This window comes from Streptomyces sp. ADI95-16 (genome assembly GCF_003721495.1).
GTDB classification, from domain to species: Bacteria; Actinomycetota; Actinomycetes; order Streptomycetales; family Streptomycetaceae; genus Streptomyces; species Streptomyces goshikiensis.
In genome coordinates this window covers 1,282,723-1,298,460 of sequence record NZ_CP033581.1, presented here as the reverse complement: position 1 = coordinate 1,298,460, position 15,738 = coordinate 1,282,723, and the positions used below count along the sequence as shown (strand labels likewise).

Annotated in this window: 19 protein-coding genes; 11 read left to right on the top strand and 8 right to left on the bottom strand. The window is 73.9% G+C overall.

Annotated elements, in window-relative coordinates; translation table 11 throughout:
• Positions 1-41 precede the first annotated feature (41 nt).
• From EES41_RS05265 to EES41_RS05250, 4 genes are all read left to right on the top strand, one after another.
• Positions 42-572, top strand: a complete 531-nt coding sequence (locus tag EES41_RS05265) for an SRPBCC family protein (RefSeq protein WP_123082276.1) — start codon at positions 42-44, stop codon at positions 570-572.
• Positions 573-753: 181 nt separating this feature from the next.
• Positions 754-1,488, top strand: coding sequence for an SDR family oxidoreductase (locus EES41_RS05260; protein ID WP_123076075.1), 735 nt, complete (start codon positions 754-756; stop codon positions 1,486-1,488).
• A 68-nt stretch (positions 1,489-1,556) separates the two neighbouring features.
• On the top strand, positions 1,557-2,060 hold the full coding sequence (locus EES41_RS05255) for a hypothetical protein (protein WP_123076073.1): 504 nt from the start codon (positions 1,557-1,559) through the stop codon (positions 2,058-2,060).
• A gap of 231 nt (positions 2,061-2,291) precedes the next feature.
• A complete protein-coding gene (locus tag EES41_RS05250) occupies positions 2,292-3,215 on the top strand; it encodes a class I SAM-dependent methyltransferase (RefSeq protein WP_123076071.1) in 924 nt (307 codons plus the stop codon).
• An 89-nt stretch (positions 3,216-3,304) separates the two neighbouring features.
• Here the strand turns inward: EES41_RS05250 and EES41_RS05245 are convergent, their stop codons facing one another.
• Positions 3,305-4,681 (bottom strand): DEAD/DEAH box helicase, encoded by a 1,377-nt coding sequence (locus EES41_RS05245; protein ID WP_250570201.1) that lies wholly within the window; start codon positions 4,679-4,681, stop codon positions 3,305-3,307.
• Between the two features lie 499 nt (positions 4,682-5,180).
• Here EES41_RS05245 and EES41_RS05240 point away from each other — a divergent pair, with 499 nt between their 5' ends.
• Complete coding sequence (locus tag EES41_RS05240) at positions 5,181-5,384, top strand: cold-shock protein (protein WP_037797027.1); 204 nt, start codon at positions 5,181-5,183, stop codon at positions 5,382-5,384.
• A 102-nt stretch (positions 5,385-5,486) separates the two neighbouring features.
• Here EES41_RS05240 and EES41_RS05235 read toward each other — a convergent pair whose 3' ends face one another.
• Positions 5,487-6,053 (bottom strand): TetR family transcriptional regulator, encoded by a 567-nt coding sequence (locus tag EES41_RS05235; protein ID WP_123076067.1) that lies wholly within the window; start codon positions 6,051-6,053, stop codon positions 5,487-5,489.
• Entirely contained in the window at positions 6,050-6,403 is a 354-nt protein-coding gene (locus EES41_RS05230; protein ID WP_123076065.1) for a DUF1304 domain-containing protein, read from the bottom strand. The genes EES41_RS05235 and EES41_RS05230 overlap by 4 nt, the downstream gene beginning before the upstream one ends.
• 101 nt (positions 6,404-6,504) lie before the next feature.
• Here EES41_RS05230 and EES41_RS05225 point away from each other — a divergent pair, with 101 nt between their 5' ends.
• Positions 6,505-7,506: a BtrH N-terminal domain-containing protein gene (locus EES41_RS05225; protein WP_123076063.1), complete on the top strand. Its 1,002-nt coding sequence runs from the start codon at positions 6,505-6,507 to the stop codon at positions 7,504-7,506.
• Between the two features lie 12 nt (positions 7,507-7,518).
• Here the strand turns inward: EES41_RS05225 and EES41_RS05220 are convergent, their stop codons facing one another.
• The 3 genes from EES41_RS05220 to EES41_RS05210 form a co-directional block, all read right to left on the bottom strand.
• Positions 7,519-7,719, bottom strand: a complete 201-nt coding sequence (locus EES41_RS05220) for a ferredoxin (RefSeq protein WP_037799282.1) — start codon at positions 7,717-7,719, stop codon at positions 7,519-7,521.
• A 5-nt stretch (positions 7,720-7,724) separates the two neighbouring features.
• The gene (locus tag EES41_RS05215) at positions 7,725-8,912 is read right to left on the bottom strand and encodes a cytochrome P450 (RefSeq protein WP_123076061.1); all 1,188 of its coding nucleotides are present in this window, start codon (positions 8,910-8,912) and stop codon (positions 7,725-7,727) included.
• An 88-nt stretch (positions 8,913-9,000) separates the two neighbouring features.
• Entirely contained in the window at positions 9,001-9,351 is a 351-nt protein-coding gene (locus EES41_RS05210) for a co-chaperone YbbN (protein ID WP_123076059.1), read from the bottom strand.
• A 256-nt stretch (positions 9,352-9,607) separates the two neighbouring features.
• Here EES41_RS05210 and EES41_RS42760 point away from each other — a divergent pair, with 256 nt between their 5' ends.
• The 3 genes from EES41_RS42760 to EES41_RS05195 are packed head-to-tail and all read left to right on the top strand — an operon-like array spanning position 9,608 to position 11,840.
• The gene (locus EES41_RS42760; protein WP_123076057.1) at positions 9,608-10,270 is read left to right on the top strand and encodes a molybdopterin-dependent oxidoreductase; all 663 of its coding nucleotides are present in this window, start codon (positions 9,608-9,610) and stop codon (positions 10,268-10,270) included.
• Between the two features lie 2 nt (positions 10,271-10,272).
• On the top strand, positions 10,273-11,532 hold the full coding sequence (locus tag EES41_RS05200) for a Dyp-type peroxidase (RefSeq protein WP_254211317.1): 1,260 nt from the start codon (positions 10,273-10,275) through the stop codon (positions 11,530-11,532).
• Between the two features lie 38 nt (positions 11,533-11,570).
• Positions 11,571-11,840 (top strand): hypothetical protein, encoded by a 270-nt coding sequence (locus EES41_RS05195; RefSeq protein ID WP_123076053.1) that lies wholly within the window; start codon positions 11,571-11,573, stop codon positions 11,838-11,840.
• 122 nt (positions 11,841-11,962) lie between these two features.
• On the opposite strand, the gene EES41_RS05190 is transcribed toward EES41_RS05195, so the two are convergent.
• On the bottom strand, positions 11,963-12,340 hold the full coding sequence (locus tag EES41_RS05190; protein ID WP_123076051.1) for a hypothetical protein: 378 nt from the start codon (positions 12,338-12,340) through the stop codon (positions 11,963-11,965).
• Between the two features lie 209 nt (positions 12,341-12,549).
• On the opposite strand from EES41_RS05190, the gene EES41_RS05185 reads away from it, so the two are divergent.
• Entirely contained in the window at positions 12,550-12,909 is a 360-nt protein-coding gene (locus tag EES41_RS05185) for a YciI family protein (protein WP_037797015.1), read from the top strand.
• A gap of 57 nt (positions 12,910-12,966) precedes the next feature.
• Complete coding sequence (locus tag EES41_RS05180; RefSeq protein ID WP_123076049.1) at positions 12,967-14,196, top strand: RNA polymerase sigma factor; 1,230 nt, start codon at positions 12,967-12,969, stop codon at positions 14,194-14,196.
• A gap of 25 nt (positions 14,197-14,221) precedes the next feature.
• Here EES41_RS05180 and EES41_RS05175 read toward each other — a convergent pair whose 3' ends face one another.
• The gene (locus tag EES41_RS05175) at positions 14,222-15,682 is read right to left on the bottom strand and encodes a condensation domain-containing protein (protein ID WP_123076047.1); all 1,461 of its coding nucleotides are present in this window, start codon (positions 15,680-15,682) and stop codon (positions 14,222-14,224) included.
• Between the last annotated feature and the right edge of the window lie 56 nt (positions 15,683-15,738).

Below are 15,738 nucleotides of genomic sequence, written 5' to 3'. Positions count from 1 at the left end.
AAATCCCGGGCGCGCGGGCCGCGGTCCAGCAGCATGGCCCCATGAGCGACAGCGCGATCACCTACACCCTCTACATCCAGGCCGACCCCTCCCGGGTGTGGCAGGCCCTGACCGAGCCCGCCTTCACCCGCCGCTACTGGGGCCTGAGTTTCGAGACGGACTGGACGGTGGGCTCGGCCATGGCCTGGGTGGAGCGCGGGGCCCGCACCACCGACCCCGCCCAGGTGGTCCTGGCCTGCGTCCCCCACCGGATGCTCGCCTACACCTGGCACACCTTCACCCCGCAGTGGGCCGCCGCCGTCGGCATCTCCGAGGAGCTGCGGGCCGAGCTGGAGCGGGAGCCGCGCACGAAGGTCACGTACGAGATCGAGCCGGTGGGCGACACCCTCGCGCGGCTGACCGTCCGTCATGAGGGGTTCACCCCCGGCGGCACCCTGATCGGCATGTGCGGCCGCGCCTGGCCGATGCTCGCCTCCAGCCTCAAGACCCTGCTGGAGACCGGCGCCCCGCTGCCCGAGCCGGAGCACGAAGGCACCCAGGGCCACGGGGGCCACGAGGCGCACGAGCACTGACCGAGCGGACGGGGCGGCCCGGAGCCCGCACTCCGGCCGCACCCGGCCCCGACAGCACCCGGCCGCACCCGGACCCGGCCGCGCGGACCCGGCCGACCGGACCCGGCCGACCGGTCCCGCCCGAACGGGCCTGCCCCGCACCTGAGATCATGTGTATCGACCACGAATCAGGAGCGCCGCCATGACACTCGAACACCACCGTGTCGTCATCACCGCCGCCGGCCGCGACTTCGGGCGAACCCTCGCCCTGCGTTTCGCGAGCCTGGGCGCCGAGGTCTTCCTCTCCGCCCGCACCCTCGACGCCGCCGAACGCGTCCGCGAGGAGATCCGCGCGCAGGGCGTGGACGCCGACCGCGTCCACGCCTTCGCCTGCGAGCTCACGGACCCGGCCTCCGTAAGGGAGTTCGCCGCCGCGGTCGCCGCCCGCACCGGCCACATCGACGTCCTTCTCAACAACGGCTCCCGCTACCAGCACGGCACCGACCTGCTGTCCGCCTCCGACGAGGACGTCGTCGACACCCTCGCCTCGGGAGCCACCGGCACCGTCCTGGCCACCAAGGCCTTCCTGCCGCTGCTCCTCGCCTCCGCCAAGCCCGACATCGTCACGATGGTCTCCGGCTGCGGCGAGAGCGGCCACCACCGCTCCGAGGCCCACGACGCCTTCTACGCGGCCAAGAGCGCCCAGGCCGGATTCACCGACATCCTTTCCCGCCGACTGCGCGACCAGGGCGTCCGCGTGATCTCCCTCTATCCGCCGGACTTCGACAACCACGACCCGCTCTCCGAGGCCTGGGAGAACGCCCCGCGCACCGCGAAGGACCCGCTCACCGCCCAGTCGTTGGTGAACTGCGTCCTCTTCGCGATCGGCCAGCCCCGCGACTGCTTCATCAAGTCCTTCCACTTCGAGCAGGTCTGACGGGCCGCCCGCGCCCCTGACCGCCCCCCGCGCGCCGGGCGTGCGCCCCCGTCGTGTGGAATGGGGGGATGGGGACAGCCGAGAACCTGATACGCGGGGGAAGCGGCCCGGTGCGCCCCGCCGAGCCGCCCGAGTACTGGCGTTACACCCTGCACCTCGCCTCCCTGGCCGCCGCCCCCGACGAGGCCGACGAGGCCGAGCGGGTGGCGGCGGTCCTGCGCGATCCCGACCGGGTGATGGCCGAAAGCGCCGTGGTGACCCATCTGGACCGCCGGGCCGCGCGGCTGCTGGCCGACGAACGGTTCCAGGACTGGGCCCGCGCCGTGGGCGCCGCCCTCGAAGGCCGCGCCTTCCCGGTGGCGAGGCTGCGCGAGTGGAGCCTGCTGAATTCGGTCAACCAGGGCGAGCCCTGGTCCGCCGCCGAGCTCTCCGGCGCCTCCGACTGGTGCCAGCGGACCGCCGTCGCGCTCCTCACCTCGTACGAGGCGCTCCGCCTGCTCGCCGACACCGGCCGCACCCGCCGCGTCCGCCACGCCGCCGCCCAGCGGCTGCTGCGGCGCCCCTCGCTCTGACACCCGGCTCCGGGCTCCGGCCCGGCGCCGCGCGGTTCCGGGCCCGCGGCGGACGCCGGAGCTTCGGGCAGGTGTCGCCCCGCGGAACGGTGAGTGTCATTCCACCCCTGGCGCCGAAGAACCGCCTCGTGCGCCCATTCGGGGGTCTATGGTCTGCGTACCCGGCCGGTGCTCAGTGTTGTCCGATGCCACTCCGCTACGGGAGGACTCTCCGTGTCGCAGGCTTCACCCATGTCCGCCACCACCCCCGCCCCGCCGGTCCCCACGGCGTTCGGCCAGGTCAAGGGCTGGTTCTCGGCGTACGACCAGGCGCTCTTCGACTGGTTCCTGACCCGCCAGAACCGTGACGCGGACCAGCGGGGCGACATCGCGGAGCTCGGCGTCTACATGGGGAAGAGCGCGATCTTCCTCGGGCAGTACCTGCGGGACGGCGAGGAGTTCACCGTCTGCGACCTCTTCGACTCGCCCGCGCCGGACGACGCCAACCTCGCCGAGATGCGGGGCTCGTACTCCACCCTCACCCGCCGGGCCTTCGAGGCGAACTACACCGCCTTCCACGAGGAACTGCCCACCGTCATCCAGGCCCCGACCTCCGTGGTCACCGCCACGGTGCGCGCCGGCAGCTGCCGCTTCGTCCACATCGACGCCTCGCACCTCTACGAGCACGTCGTCCAGGACGTCGTGTCCTCGCGGACACTCGCCGCCCCCGGCGCCGTCGTGGTCTTCGACGACTACCGCGCCGCGCACTGCCCCGGCGTGGCCGCCGCGGTCTGGGGCGCGGTCGCCTCCGGCGACCTGCGGGTCATCTGCATCTCGCCGAACAAGCTGTACGCGACCTGGGACGACCCGGAGCCCCTCCAGAAGGAGCTGCGCACCTGGCTGGAGGGCCTCGACGGCGTCTGGCACGGCGTGGAGACCGTGGCCGGGCGGCCGCTGGTCCGCATCGGCGACAAGGGCCTCGTCGCCCCGGAGCCGCCGAAGCCGCTGCGCCCCGCCCCGGCCCCGGAGGCCGCCCCCGCCGCGGCTCCCGTCCGTACGCCCGTGGCGGCGGCCCCCGCGCGCGGGACGGCGAGCGGCTGGCGCGCGCTGGCCAAGGACCTGCTCCCGCCGGTCGTCACCCGCGCGATCGTGGCGGAGCGCAAACGGCGCCGCTGACCGCCGCTGACCGTCGCCGAACGCCGAGACGGCGCCGGCCCCCGCTCGGGGGCCGGCGCCGTCGTCCGTGCGGCTGCGGGCCGCAGGGCTCAGAGGCCCTTGCGGACCCGGGCCGCGCGGCGGGCCTCGGCGGCCTGCCGGGCCTCCGTCGTCTTACGGGACTCCTTGCCCTTGCCGGGCCGGCCCGGGCGGGTCCCGATGCCCCGGAAGCCGAGGTCGGAGCCGGACGGCCTTCCCTTGGCGTCGGTGGGCGCGGCTCCGGCCAGCGGCACCCCGGAGGGGGCCTTCGCGCCGGTGATCCGGCTGAGGGCGGCCTCGCCGGAGCGCACCTGGGTGATCGTCGGCCGGATCCGCGCGTCGGACATCAGGCGCACCATGTCGCGGCGCTGGTTGGGGGTGACCAGCGTGACGACCTTGCCGGACTCGCCGGCGCGGGCCGTGCGGCCGCCGCGGTGCAGGTAGTCCTTGCTGTCGGCCGGCGGGTCCACGTTGACCACGAGGTCGAGGTCGTCGATGTGGATGCCGCGCGCGGCGACGTTGGTCGCGACCAGGACGGTGACCGCCCCGGTCTTGAACTGGGCGAGCGTCCGCGTGCGCTGCGGCTGAGACTTGCCGCTGTGCAGGCCCTCCGCGCGCACGCCCATGGCCCGCAGGTGCTTCACGAACTGGTCGACGCCGTGCTTGGTGTCCAGGAACATCAGCACCCGGCCCTCGCGGGCGGCGATCTCGGTGGCCGCCGAGTACTTGTCGGCCGCGTGGATGTGCAGGACGTGGTGGTCCATCGTGGACACCGTGGCCGACTGCGGGTCCACCGAGTGCGAGACCGGGTCCTTCAGGTACCGGCGCACCAGCTGGTCCACGTTGCGGTCCAGCGTCGCGGAGAACAGCATCCGCTGCCCGGCGTGGTGGACCTGGTCCAGGATCTCGGTGACCTGGGGCATGAAGCCCAGGTCGCACATCTGGTCGGCCTCGTCGAGGACGGTGATCTTCACCCGCTCCAGGTGGACGTCACGCCGCCCGACCAGGTCGCTGAGGCGGCCGGGCGTGGCCACGACGACCTCGGCGCCGGTGCGCAGCGCGCCCGACTGCCTGCCGATCGACAGCCCGCCGACCACCGTGGCCAGCCGCAGCTCCAGCGCCTCGGCGTACGGGGTCAGCGCCTCGGTGACCTGCTGCGCCAGCTCGCGCGTCGGTACGAGGACCAGCGCGAGCGGTCGCTTCGGATCGGCCTTCTGTCCCGCGGTGCGCGCCAGCAGGGCCAGCCCGAAGGCGAGGGTCTTGCCGGAGCCGGTCCTGCCGCGCCCGAGGATGTCCCGGCCCGCGAGGGAGTTCGGGAGCGTGGCCGCCTGGATGGGGAACGGCTCCTTCACCCCCAGGCCGGTCATGGTCGTCATCAGCTCAGGGGGCAGGCCGAGCTCCTCGAAGGCCGCCACCGGCGGCAGCGCCGGGGTGAGGGTCGCGGGCATCGCGAACTCGCCCTGCGGTCCGAGGGTCCGGGGTGCCTTGCCGGAGCCCTTGGCGCCCGGCTTGGTGCCTGCCTTCGCTCCGGCCTTGATGCCGAAACGCCCATGAGGTGACGGGTTCTTCATGCAGAACCTTCCGTGAGGAGTGCGCACGCGGAATGCGGACAGGGTGGTGAACGGAGACGAGCCGGGGCCCGTACCCCTCGGTACGGGCCCCGGCTCGTCGTACGTGTCCGCACCGGGCGAAGGCGCCCCGCGCTTCAAGTTTCCCGGCCATTTTACCAGCCGGCGAGGGTGGTCACGGGGCGGTGGTCAGGGGGCCTCGGCCGCCGGACTCCGGCCGCTGCCGGAGCCGGCGATCCCCCGATCCGCGTACGAGGCGCCCATAAGTTCGATAACCCCCTGTTGGCCGCGCCCGGGGTGTGGCGGGGGTGACACCCGGGCACTATCGAGACGGCCGCGCGTGCGGCCCGCAGTGGAACGTTGAGAAGGATCAGTACCCATGGCAACAGGCATCGTGAAGTGGTTCAACGCGGAAAAGGGCTTCGGCTTCATCCAGCAGGACGACGGCGGCCCGGACGTGTTCGTGCACTTCTCCGCCATCCAGACCACCGGCTTCAAGGAGCTGGCCGAAGGCCAGAAGGTCGAGTACGACGTCACCCAGGGCCCCAAGGGCCCCCAGGCGGAGCGGGTGGTCGGCATCTGACGGCGCTTCACGAGTCCAGTCCGTGAGGGTGAGCCCCGCCGGGTCGGCCCGGCGGGGCTCGCGCGTGCCGCGACGACCGGAGCGGGGCGGCCGGCCCGGTCCTCACACCGCGCGGTGGAGGCCCTTCAGCAGTCGCCAGACCAGCTCCGCGAGCTCCTCGGGGCCCGCCGCCGGGATCCGCCCGTGCAGCCAGTCCGCGAGGACGCCGGTGAAGGCGGCGGCGACGGCCGAGGCGACCAGATCGGGGTGCGGGGCGCCCACCGCCGCCCGCTCGGCGCGGGAGCGGGCCCGCAGCTCCCGGTGCAGGCGCTCGCCCAGCGGCCCGCCGCCACCCGGCAGCAGCAGGGTCCGGTACAGCGCGCCGTGCTCGGCGGCGCCCGCGAGGAAGCCGGCCAGGGCCGCCGGCGGCCGGGCCGGGGGCGGCGCGGCGGGCTCCGTCTGCCAGGCGTGCAGGGCGTCGACCGCGGCGCGCACCACCTCGGCGCACGCGTCCACCGCCAGCGCGGGGAGGTCCTCGTAGTGCAGGTAGAAGGTGGCGCGGCCGATCCCCGCGCGGCGGACCACCGCCGAGACGCTGACCTCGCCGAGCGGGCGGTCCGCGCACTCCGCGAACAGGCTCTCGCGCAGCCGGGCCCTGGTCCGCGCGGTGCGCGGGTCCTCGGGGCTCACGCGGCCAGCAGCGCCGCGCCCAGGGCGAGGGCACCGGGAAGGGCCTGTGCGATCAGGATCCGCCGGTTGGCGGTGGCGGCCCCGTACAGCCCGGCGACGATCACGCAGACGAGGAAGAAGACCTGCGTCGAGAGCGAATCGATGACCAGCGCCCAGACCAGGCCGGCGGCCAGGAAGCCGTTGTAGAGGCCCTGGTTGGCGGCGAGCGGGGCGGTGAGGCGGGCGGTGTCCGCGTCGAACCCGGACAGGGCCCGGCCGGGCGGCCGCTGCCACAGGAACATCTCCAGCACCAGGAAGTAGCCGTGGAGCGCGGCGACTATGCCGATGAGGACCTGGGCGACCGTGTGCACGGTGATCTCCGCTCTGTGGGGCGTGCGCGACTGAGGCGGCTCACGGTAGCGAGTTCCTGGACAGGTGTCCAGAAACTCTCGGGAGCGGATAGGGTGGCCGCATGACCGTGCTCGTGTATGAGGACTTCGGTACCGGACGCCACCGTGAGAGCTCCCTGATCCGCCACGCCCTCGGCGGCGTGCACGACGAGGTGCTCCTCGCGGGCCTCGCCGGCGGCGTCGGCTTCATGTACTTCGTCTTCGAGTACCCGGGCCGGCCGCCGATCCCGACGATCGTCGCCCAGGCCCACCCCGAGCCCTGGGTCCAGGTCGCCCTCGGCCGCCTGGGCGTCCCCTACGAGGCCACCCGCAGCACCAAACCCCGCTGGGGCCGGGTGCGCGCCGCGCTCGACGCCGGGTGGCCGGTGTTCTGCACCGTCGACAGGTCCCGGCTGCCCTGGCACGGCGCCGCCGTCAGCCCCGAGATGGCCGGCGCCGACCCTTACACCGTGGTGGTGGCCGGGTACGAGGGCGAGGACCTCTACGTCGAGGACGATGCGGCGACCCCGTACCGGATCGGCCGCGAGGAGTTCGGCGCCGCCTGGTCCGGGCACGGAAAGGGCCACCACCAGATGGTCGTGCCCACGGGGCGGTCCACCGCCGGGCCCGACGTCGACGGGGCCGTCGCCGCCACCGTCACCCGCTTCACCGGACCCGTCCTCGGCAACCGGTTCGACGTCAACTTCGGCTTCTCCGGCATGGAGAGGTTCGCCGCGCAGCTGCGCGACGCCCGCACCGAGGCCGGCTGGGAACGCCGCTTCGGCACGCCGGAGGCCTTCGCGGCGGGGACCGGCCGGCTGGACGCCTGCCTGGAGCGGGAGTGGACCGCCCCCGGCGCCACCCGGCCGCTGTACGCCGACTTCCTCGACCTCGCCGGACGGCCGGAGGCGGCCGGGCTCTTCCGGGAGTCCGGCCGCCACTGGTCACGCCTGGCCGAGCTGGCCCGTACGGCCGCGCCGGACTCCGACGCGGCCGCGCGGCGGGCCCTGTTCGACGCCTGCGCCGACCTCGTGGACCGCTCCGCGGCCCTGGAGCGCGAGGCGGTCGCCCTGCTGGAGCGCTGAGCCCGGCCGGCCTCAGGTCTCCCGGGCGGAGACGGAGATGGCGGAGACCGGACAGGCCCGGGCCGCCTCCCGCACCAGGGCGCTGCCCGCGCCGTCCTCCCGGCCCGGCATCAGCTCGCTGAACCCGTCGTCGTCCTGCGTGAACACCTCGGGCGCGGTCAGGGCGCACTGGCCCGCGCCGATGCAGACGCCCGTGTCGATGGAGATCCGCACGGCGCTCACCACGCCACGGGGAGTTCGACCATGCCCTGGATGGTGTCCCCGGGCTTGAACGGGATCAGATCGGGCTCGGCCGCCAGCCGCAGCCCGGGCAGCCGGTCGAACAGGGTGCCCAGCGCGATCTCCATCTCGGCCCGGGCCAGGTTCTGCCCCAGGCACTGGTGGATGCCGAAACCGAAGGCCAGATGGTGCCGGGCGGGCCGGTGCCAGTCCAGCGCGTCGGGGTTCTCGAACACCGCGTCGTCGCGGTTGATGACGGAGGTGGAGAAGACCACCCCGTCGTCCGGGCGGATGGTCACCCCGCCGATCTCGATGTCCTCGGTGGCCACCCGCAGCATCCCGTCCGCGATCGACAGGAACCGCATCAGCTCCTCCACGGCCTCCGACATCAGCGAAGGCTCCGCGCGCAGCTCGGCCAGCTGCTCCGGGTGCCGCAGCAGGGTGAACGTACCGAGCGAGATCATGTTCGCCGTGGTCTCGTGCCCCGCGATCAGCAGGATCGCGGCGAGCGAGACGAGTTCCTCGATGTCCGTCTCGCCGGTCTCCAGGCGCGTCGCGATCAGCTCGTCCAGCAGTCCGTCACCCGGGTCCGTCCGCTTGCGCTCGATCAGGCCGGCCAGATAGCCGTTGATCTGATCGCGGGCGTCCCGCGTGTCCGCGGCCTCCGGGCCGCGCAGCAGCCGCCTCGACTGGGCCTCGAAGAACTCGTGGTCCTCGTACGGGACCCCGAGCAGGGCGCAGATCACCATCGAGGGCACCGGCAGGGCGAAGGAGCTCACCAGCTCGGCGGCCGGGCCCCGGGCGACCATCGCGTCGATCAGCCGGTCCACGGTCTCCTGGATCCGCGGCCGCAGGGCGGCGGTCCGCTTCAGGGTGAAGCTCGGGATCAGCATCCGGCGCTGGGTGTTGTGCTGGGGATCGTCGACGCCGAGGAGGGCGGTGCGGCGGTCCTGTAGGCCCTGGAAGCGGCGGCTGGGGGTGGGGAAGGACGCGTTCTGGCGGTCGGCGGAGAGCCGGCCGTCGGAGAGGAGGGAGCGGGCCTCGGGATGGCCGGTGACCACCCACACGGAGCGGCCGTCGAAGAGGGTGACCCGGGAGAGGGGCCGCCCCTCCCGCAGGGGCTCGTAGGCGGCCGGGGGGTGGTAGGGGCAGGTCCGGTCCTGGGGGAAGGCAACGGTTTCTGACATTCCAGCACCTCGCAAGCGATGGTTCCGTCGTTCCGGACTCCATTACATGCCTTGGGCACCTATCCCACCTATGCCACTTTCGGCCACATCATCCGAGTTCGCCCAGGTGGGTGTTCAGGAACGCGCGGAACTCCTCGGCGGTCATCGGCCCGGCCTGGCTCGCGACGGCCTCGCCGGCGCTGACCAGGACGGCGGTGGGGGCGCCGGTGACCTCGAAGCGCCTGGTCGTCCCGGGGCAGCGGGTCATGTCGGTGCGGACGGCGGTCAGCCGCGCCCCGTACTCCTCGGCGAGCTCGCCGACCACGGCGTCCATCGCCCGGCAGGCCTCGGCGGCCTTCGGCCAGGTGCCGGTGAAATAGGCGAGAACCGGCCCCGGGGCCATGGAGAGGATGAAGTCGAACTCCTGGTCTTCGAGTGGCTGATGGATCCGACGTGCCATGGGTGGGGCTCCTGCTCGTGCTCATCCGGCGTGGGTGACCATCATCGCCGCCCTCCGGAGTGGGTGTTTGCGCCAAGGCGCGCGGCCGGTTCCGGGGGGTCCGCGGGGGGTGTTCCGGTCGATGCTCCAGGACGCTTCGCGAGAGGTAGGGCAGATGCGTCCGCTGATGTATGTTGCGCACGGCATTTCCGCCATCAGGGGGCCGATCGCCTTGCACATGCGAGGTAGTTGATCGGTGCGTCGGGAGGGGTCGTCCATGACTTGTGGCAGGCAGAACCAGCGGAGAGCGGGCCTCGCGCTCGCGGCGGCGGCGCTGCTCCTGGCGGGCTGCGGGCAGTCGGCGGACACGAAGGGCGCGGACGGCGCGAAGGGCGGCGCGGCGGGGGCCGGTTCGGCGAGCCCGTCCGCGGGGGCCGGGGCCGGTGCCGGGGCTTCGGCTTCGGCGAAAGCCTCCGTCGCCCCGCTGGGGCCCGGTGAGGTACGGGTGGGCGGCGAGGTCGCCAAGCCGTACTCCGTCACCCTGGCCGATCTGCGCAAGCTGCCGCAGGCCTCGGTCGAGGTCAAGTTCACCAGCGCCAAGGGCGAGCAGCGGCACACCTATCAGGGGGTGCTGCTGCACGACGTGCTCAAGACGGCCGAGCCGCGGTTCGACGCCGCCAAGAAGAACGGCCAGCTGCGCGGCTTCGTCTCCGCGACGGGCGGCGGCGACTACCGCGCCGTCTTCGCCTGGGCCGAGATCGACCCGGGCTTCGCCAAGAGCCAGGTGCTGCTGGCCGTCTCCGAGGACGGCATGGCCTTCGACGACGCCGCCGGGCCCCGGCTCGTCGTACCGCAGGACACCAAGGGCGGCCGGTACGTGTCCGAGCTCAACCAGCTGTGGGTCGGGGTCGTCGACCCGGTGGTCGACGGGGCGAAGTGACGGTGGGTCCGCGGGAGACCGGCGGCGGCTCCCGGCCCGGGCGGCGGGCCGTCCTCGGCGCCGGGGGACTGGGCGCGCTCGCCGCCGGCACAGCCGTACTGACCACGGCCGGCGCGCGCACCCCGGGCGACGACCGGGAGGCCGCGGTCGCGTTCCACGGTCCCCACCAGGCGGGCATCCTGACCCGGCGCCAGTCCCACGCCCACCTCGCCGCCCTCGACCTCGCCGCTCCGGTCGGCGCCCCCGGTGCCGGTGCCGGGGCCGGACGGGCCGGGGCGGCCGCCCTGCTGCGGACCTGGAGCGCCGCCGCCGCGCGGATGACCCGGGGCGAGCCGCCGGTCGACGGCGGGGCCGACACGGGGGTGGCACTCGGAGCCGGGCCCGCCGCCCTCACCGTCACCTTCGGCCTGGGCCCGGGCTTCTTCGACCGGGCCGGGCTCACCGCCGCCCGGCCCGAGGCCCTCGCCCCGCTGCCCTCCTTCCCCGACGAAGAACTCGACCCCGCCCGGGGCGGCGGCGACCTGTTCGTGCAGGTCGCCGCCGACGATCCGCTCGTCGCCGTACACGCGCTGCGCACCCTCCAGCGGCTCGCCCGGGGCGCCGCGAGCACCCGCTGGGTCATGTCCGGGTTCACCCGCCCGGCCGGCGGGACGCACCGCAACCTCATGGGCCAGCTCGACGGCACCGCCAATCCGGCCCCGGCCACCGATCCCGCGCAGCGGGCCCGGATCCTCGTCACGGGCTCCGGCTCCGGCTCCGGTTCCGGCGTGCCCGGCTGGCTGGAGGGCGGCTCGTACGTCGTCGTACGCCGGATCCGGATGCTGCTCGACCACTGGGAGGGACTCCCCGCGCAGCACCGCGAACAGGCCGTCGGGCGGCGGGTGGCCGACGGGGCGCCACTGACCGGCGGCGCCGAGCGCACCCCCGCGGACCTCGACGCCGCCCGGCCCGACGGGGTCCCGGTCATCGCCGCCAACGCCCACATCCGGCTCGCCGCCCCGCGGAGCAACGCCGGGGCCACGATGCTGCGGCGCGGCTGGTCGTACTACGACGGGCTGCGCCCCGACGGCACGCCGGACGCCGGGCTGCTGTTCGTCGCCTGGCAGGCCGATCCCCGGACGGGCTTCATCCCCGTCCAGCACCGGCTGGCCCGGGGCGACGCGCTCGCGCGGTACGTCGTGCACGAGGCCTCGGCGCTGTTCGTCGTACCACGGGGCGCTGCCGAGGGGGAGTACGTGGGGCAGGCGCTCCTCGAAGCCTGACGGACCGGTTGTCAGTGCCGCCTGTGAAGCTTGGGGGCATGGACGACAGGATGCTGCGGCGCCGGGTCTACGGCGCCGACCACGAAGACCCCGACCCCGGGCCGCGCCCCGGCCATGTCTACGGCGAACTCGTGGGCGGTCCGCTCGACGGACTGCTCCTGGACGTCACGGGGTGGAGCGAACCGCAATGCGCCGAGGAGGCCCGGCTCCCCACCGAGATAGGCAGGTACGGGGCGGGCGGGCGCGCGCACTACCGCCGGCGGGCGGCCGATCCGGGGCGCTGGGACTGGGTGGGCGACAGCCCGTGACGCCGCGGCCGTGCGGCCGTGCGGTAGCGCGGCGACCGAGCCCCCGGACCGCCGACATGTGTCCGGGGGCTCTGTACTCCTCTTCTGCCGGAGGGGCCGATTCGGATGCGCCCGGTGCCCGGTCAGTCGCGGCCGGCCCCGCGGCTCACACTGCGGGCCCACAGGACCAGCGGGACCTGGAGCGGCAGCCGGCCGACCGCCACCGCCCGTACGGTGGGGGACCGGCGGCGGGCGTCGACCGCCATCTTCACGTTCGCCGGGAACACGCCGACGAAGAACGCCGCCGTGGCCAGCGCCGCCACGCGCCGGGTCCGAGGATGGGCGACACCGGCGGCGAGGGCGAGTTCGGCCACGCCGCTGGCGTACGTCCACTGCCGCGGGGTGCCGGGCAGCGAGCGCGGCACGATCGCGTCGAACTTCTCCGGCGCGACCGCGTGTGCCACCGCCGCGCCGGCCAGCAGACCGGCGAGCAGCAGGGGTGAGGAGGGGGTGCGCGGCATGGGAATCCTCTCGGAGGGGCCTGGGCCCGCGATCCTACTCGCCGGTAGCACGGACCGGGAGGGCCGGATTCCGGGCCCCGCGCCGCGCCGCCGCGGCCGCGCCGGGGACGGCCCGAATAATTTCCCGGAAGCTGTCGATCCGGGCCCCTCCCGTTCGACGCAGGGGTGAGAGGCGGGGAAGGCCCCCGCCTCCCGACCGAGGAGTCACCATGCCGCGCTTCCTTTCGCTCATCCGCATCGACGAGCAGAGCCTCAACGCCGACACCGAGTTCCCCCCGGACTTCATGGAGCGCATGGGCGCGCTGATGGAGGAGATGACCAAGGCCGGGGTCATGCTCGGCACCGACGGGCTGCTCCCCACCGCCGACGGAACCCGCGTCACCTGGTCCGGAGGCAAGATCAGCTACACCGACGGCCCCTTCACCGAGACCAAGGAGGTCGTCGGCGGCTACGCCATCATCCAGGCCAAGGACAAGGCCGAGGCCCTGGAGTGGACGAAGCGGTTCCTGGAGATCCACCCCGAGCAGTGGACCGTCGGCGCCGAACTCCGCCAGATCGCCGAAGGCTGACCGCGCCGCGTTTGCCCTGCCTCGTCACGGCTGCTCTGATGGGTGGCCGTGACGGCAGTGACGGCGGCCCAAGCGGTCGAGACGGTGTTCAGGATCGAGTCCGCGCGCATCATCGCCGGTGTCGCCCGCATCGTGCGGGACATCGGCATCGCCGAGGAGATCGCGCAGGACGCCCTGGTCGCCGCGCTCGAACAGTGGCCCGAGTCGGGTGTCCCGGAGAAACCGGGCGCCTGGCTCATGGCCACGGCCAAACACCGCGCCGTCGACCTCGTCCGCCGCAAGGAGACCTACGCCCGCAAGCTCGCCGAGGTCGGCCGCACCCTGGAGGACGTCCCCCCGCCCGCGGAACCGGCCGGACCGCAGGACATCGACGACGACCTGCTCCGGCTGATCTTCACCGCCTGCCATCCCGTCCTGGCCACCGACGCCCGGATCGCGCTGACGCTGCGCCTGATGGGCGGGCTCACCACCCAGGAGATCGCCCGCGCGTTCCTCACCTCCGAGCCCACCGTCGCCCAGCGCATCGTCCGGGCGAAGCGGGCCCTGGCCAAGGCCGGGGTGCCCTTCGAGGTCCCGTACGGGGCGGACCGCGACGAGCGGCTCTCCTCCGTCCTCGAAGTGATCTACCTGATCTTCAACGAGGGGTACGCGGCGACCGCCGGCGAGGACCTCGTCCGCCCGGCCCTGTGCGAGGACGCCCTCCGGCTGGCCCGCGTCCTGGCCGGCCTGATGCCGAAGGAGCCCGAGGTGCACGGCCTGGCGGCGCTGCTGGAGTTCCAGGCCTCCCGGACCACCGCCCGCACCGGCCCCGACGGCGAACCGGTGCTGCTCGCCGACCAGGACCGGTCCCGGTGGAACCGCCTCCTCATCCGCCGGGGCATCGAGGCCATGGGCCGCGCGGGCAGCGGGCCGTACTCCGTACAGGCCGCCATCGCCGGCTGCCACGCGGACGCCGTCCGGTACGAGGACACCGACTGGACGACCATCGCCGCGCTCTACGGGCGGCTCGTCCAACTGGTCCCGTCGCCGGTGGTCGAACTCAACCGGGCGGTCGCCGTCTCCATGGCGCAGGGCCCGCAGGCGGCGCTCGCGATCGTCGACGCCCTCGCGCGGGAGCCGGCCCTGCGCGCGTACCACCTGCTGCCGAGCGTACGGGGGGACCTGCTGTGGCGGCTGGGCCGCCGGGCGGAGGCCCGCGCCGAGTTCGAGCGGGCCGCCTCCCTCACCCGCAACGCCCGGGAACGGGCCCTGCTGCTGAGGCGCGCCGCCGAGGCGTCGGACACCTGAACGCGGCCCCGCGCCCGCCCGGCCGTCAGACCTCGACGCCGCCCCGCACCGGCTGCCGGGGCGGGGTCAGCGCGATCGGCCGACGGAAGCCGCCGCCACGGGCGATGTCCTGCACCGTGCGCCGCAGCGCCTCCTGGAAATCGCCCATCGTGCGGCGCGCCGCCGGGGTGTCCACGTACAGCGAGTTCATGTGCAGGCCGGCCGCGTCCCGCTGGAACCAGGAACAGGCCCCGTTGGCGCGCGCCGACCAGACGTGGGTGGCGGGCCGCCAGTCGCCGTGGCGTTCCGCGCCCGGGACCTTGCGCATGTCGATGTACGAGAAGAAGTTCACCGGGTACGGCCAGGACTGGGCGGCGAACTCCTCGGGCGCCAGCAGCTGCCACGCCCGGACGAACGGCACGTCGATGTGGCTGATCATCTCGCTGAATCCGGCCCTGACCCCGGCCATGACCTGGCCGAAGTCCCGGCCGGGCGAGGCGTCGAACTCGATCGGCATGGTGTTGACGAACCAGCCCACCGCCTGGTTCCAGGGGCCTCGACCGCGCTCGCTGACCGGCATGAACCCGCGGTACACGCCGGGCCCGCCGGCTTCCCGCAGACAGACCGCGACCGCCGCGAGCACGCCCATGAACGGCTTCCCGTCCACCGCGAGACAGGACTTCTCGAACACCTCGGCCTCGGCGGCGTCCAGCAGCTCGGAGGCCTCGTTGACGATCGGGTACATCCGGTCCGGCTCCACGCCGAGGTCCAGCGGGAAGCGCGGGAAGAACTCGCCGTTGCGCGCGATGAACGACTTCCAGTAGTCGAGGCGCTCGTCGCCCGCGTCGATGGAGAGGTAGCGACGGCGCTGCTCGTCGGCGAAGTCGAGGTAACTCGGGGCGGCGGCCGGCAGCCCGGCGTCCAGGCCGCGGCGCAGGGCCTCGTACTCGGTCAGCACCTCGCGGACGACGATCGGCATCGACATGCCGTCACAGACGATGTGGTCGAAGGCCAGGTACACCGTCGCCGAGTCCTCGCGCAGGACGGCGCCCATGGTGAACAGCGGCCAGGACAGCGTGTCGATGCTGCGCGTGAACCGCTCCGTCAGGAAGCGGCGCAAACCCTCCGAGGTGTCGAAGGAGCCCACGGGCACCGCGTCCAGGGCGAGTTCGGCGGGCGTGAAGGGCGCGCAGGAGAGCTCGCCCGCCAGCCGGCGGAACTCGCAGCGCAGCACCTCGTGCCGCCGGACGAAGGCCAGCAGGGCCTGGGCCAGGGCCTGTTCGTCCAGCGGACCGGCCACCTCGAAGGTCACCGCGAGCCAGGACGCGACCGGGTCGCCGGACCCGCGGCTCTCCTCGGCGACGGTGAAGTGCTTGTCCTGGTTGAAGGACGCCCTCCTGTCCGCCGCCCCGTCCCGGCCACGGGCCCGCGCCGCCGTGGACCGCAACCGCCACTCGACCACCCGTCCGGGCGCCAAGTGGTGCATCTCCAGAGGAAACTGCCGCATTCCGTCATCCCTTCGCCCCCAGAGTCAACCCCCAGCCCCTAACGACACCCGCCGCA

What these genes read in the sequence shown, in the direction of transcription:
- EES41_RS05265 (WP_123082276.1), top strand. Translation starts at nt 42, where the DNA reads ATGAGCGACAGCGCGATCACCTACACCCTCTACATCCAGGCCGACCCC.
- EES41_RS05260 (WP_123076075.1), top strand. Translation starts at nt 754, where the DNA reads ATGACACTCGAACACCACCGTGTCGTCATCACCGCCGCCGGCCGCGAC.
- EES41_RS05255 (WP_123076073.1), top strand. Translation starts at nt 1,557, where the DNA reads ATGGGGACAGCCGAGAACCTGATACGCGGGGGAAGCGGCCCGGTGCGC.
- EES41_RS05250 (WP_123076071.1), top strand. Translation starts at nt 2,292, where the DNA reads ATGTCCGCCACCACCCCCGCCCCGCCGGTCCCCACGGCGTTCGGCCAG.
- EES41_RS05245 (WP_250570201.1), bottom strand. Translation starts at nt 4,681, where the DNA reads ATGCCCGCGACCCTCACCCCGGCGCTGCCGCCGGTGGCGGCCTTCGAG.
- EES41_RS05240 (WP_037797027.1), top strand. Translation starts at nt 5,181, where the DNA reads ATGGCAACAGGCATCGTGAAGTGGTTCAACGCGGAAAAGGGCTTCGGC.
- EES41_RS05225 (WP_123076063.1), top strand. Translation starts at nt 6,505, where the DNA reads ATGACCGTGCTCGTGTATGAGGACTTCGGTACCGGACGCCACCGTGAG.
- EES41_RS05215 (WP_123076061.1), bottom strand. Translation starts at nt 8,912, where the DNA reads ATGTCAGAAACCGTTGCCTTCCCCCAGGACCGGACCTGCCCCTACCAC.
- EES41_RS05210 (WP_123076059.1), bottom strand. Translation starts at nt 9,351, where the DNA reads ATGGCACGTCGGATCCATCAGCCACTCGAAGACCAGGAGTTCGACTTC.
- EES41_RS42760 (WP_123076057.1), top strand. Translation starts at nt 9,608, where the DNA reads ATGACTTGTGGCAGGCAGAACCAGCGGAGAGCGGGCCTCGCGCTCGCG.
- EES41_RS05195 (WP_123076053.1), top strand. Translation starts at nt 11,571, where the DNA reads ATGGACGACAGGATGCTGCGGCGCCGGGTCTACGGCGCCGACCACGAA.
- EES41_RS05190 (WP_123076051.1), bottom strand. Translation starts at nt 12,340, where the DNA reads ATGCCGCGCACCCCCTCCTCACCCCTGCTGCTCGCCGGTCTGCTGGCC.
- EES41_RS05185 (WP_037797015.1), top strand. Translation starts at nt 12,550, where the DNA reads ATGCCGCGCTTCCTTTCGCTCATCCGCATCGACGAGCAGAGCCTCAAC.
- EES41_RS05175 (WP_123076047.1), bottom strand. Translation starts at nt 15,682, where the DNA reads ATGCGGCAGTTTCCTCTGGAGATGCACCACTTGGCGCCCGGACGGGTG.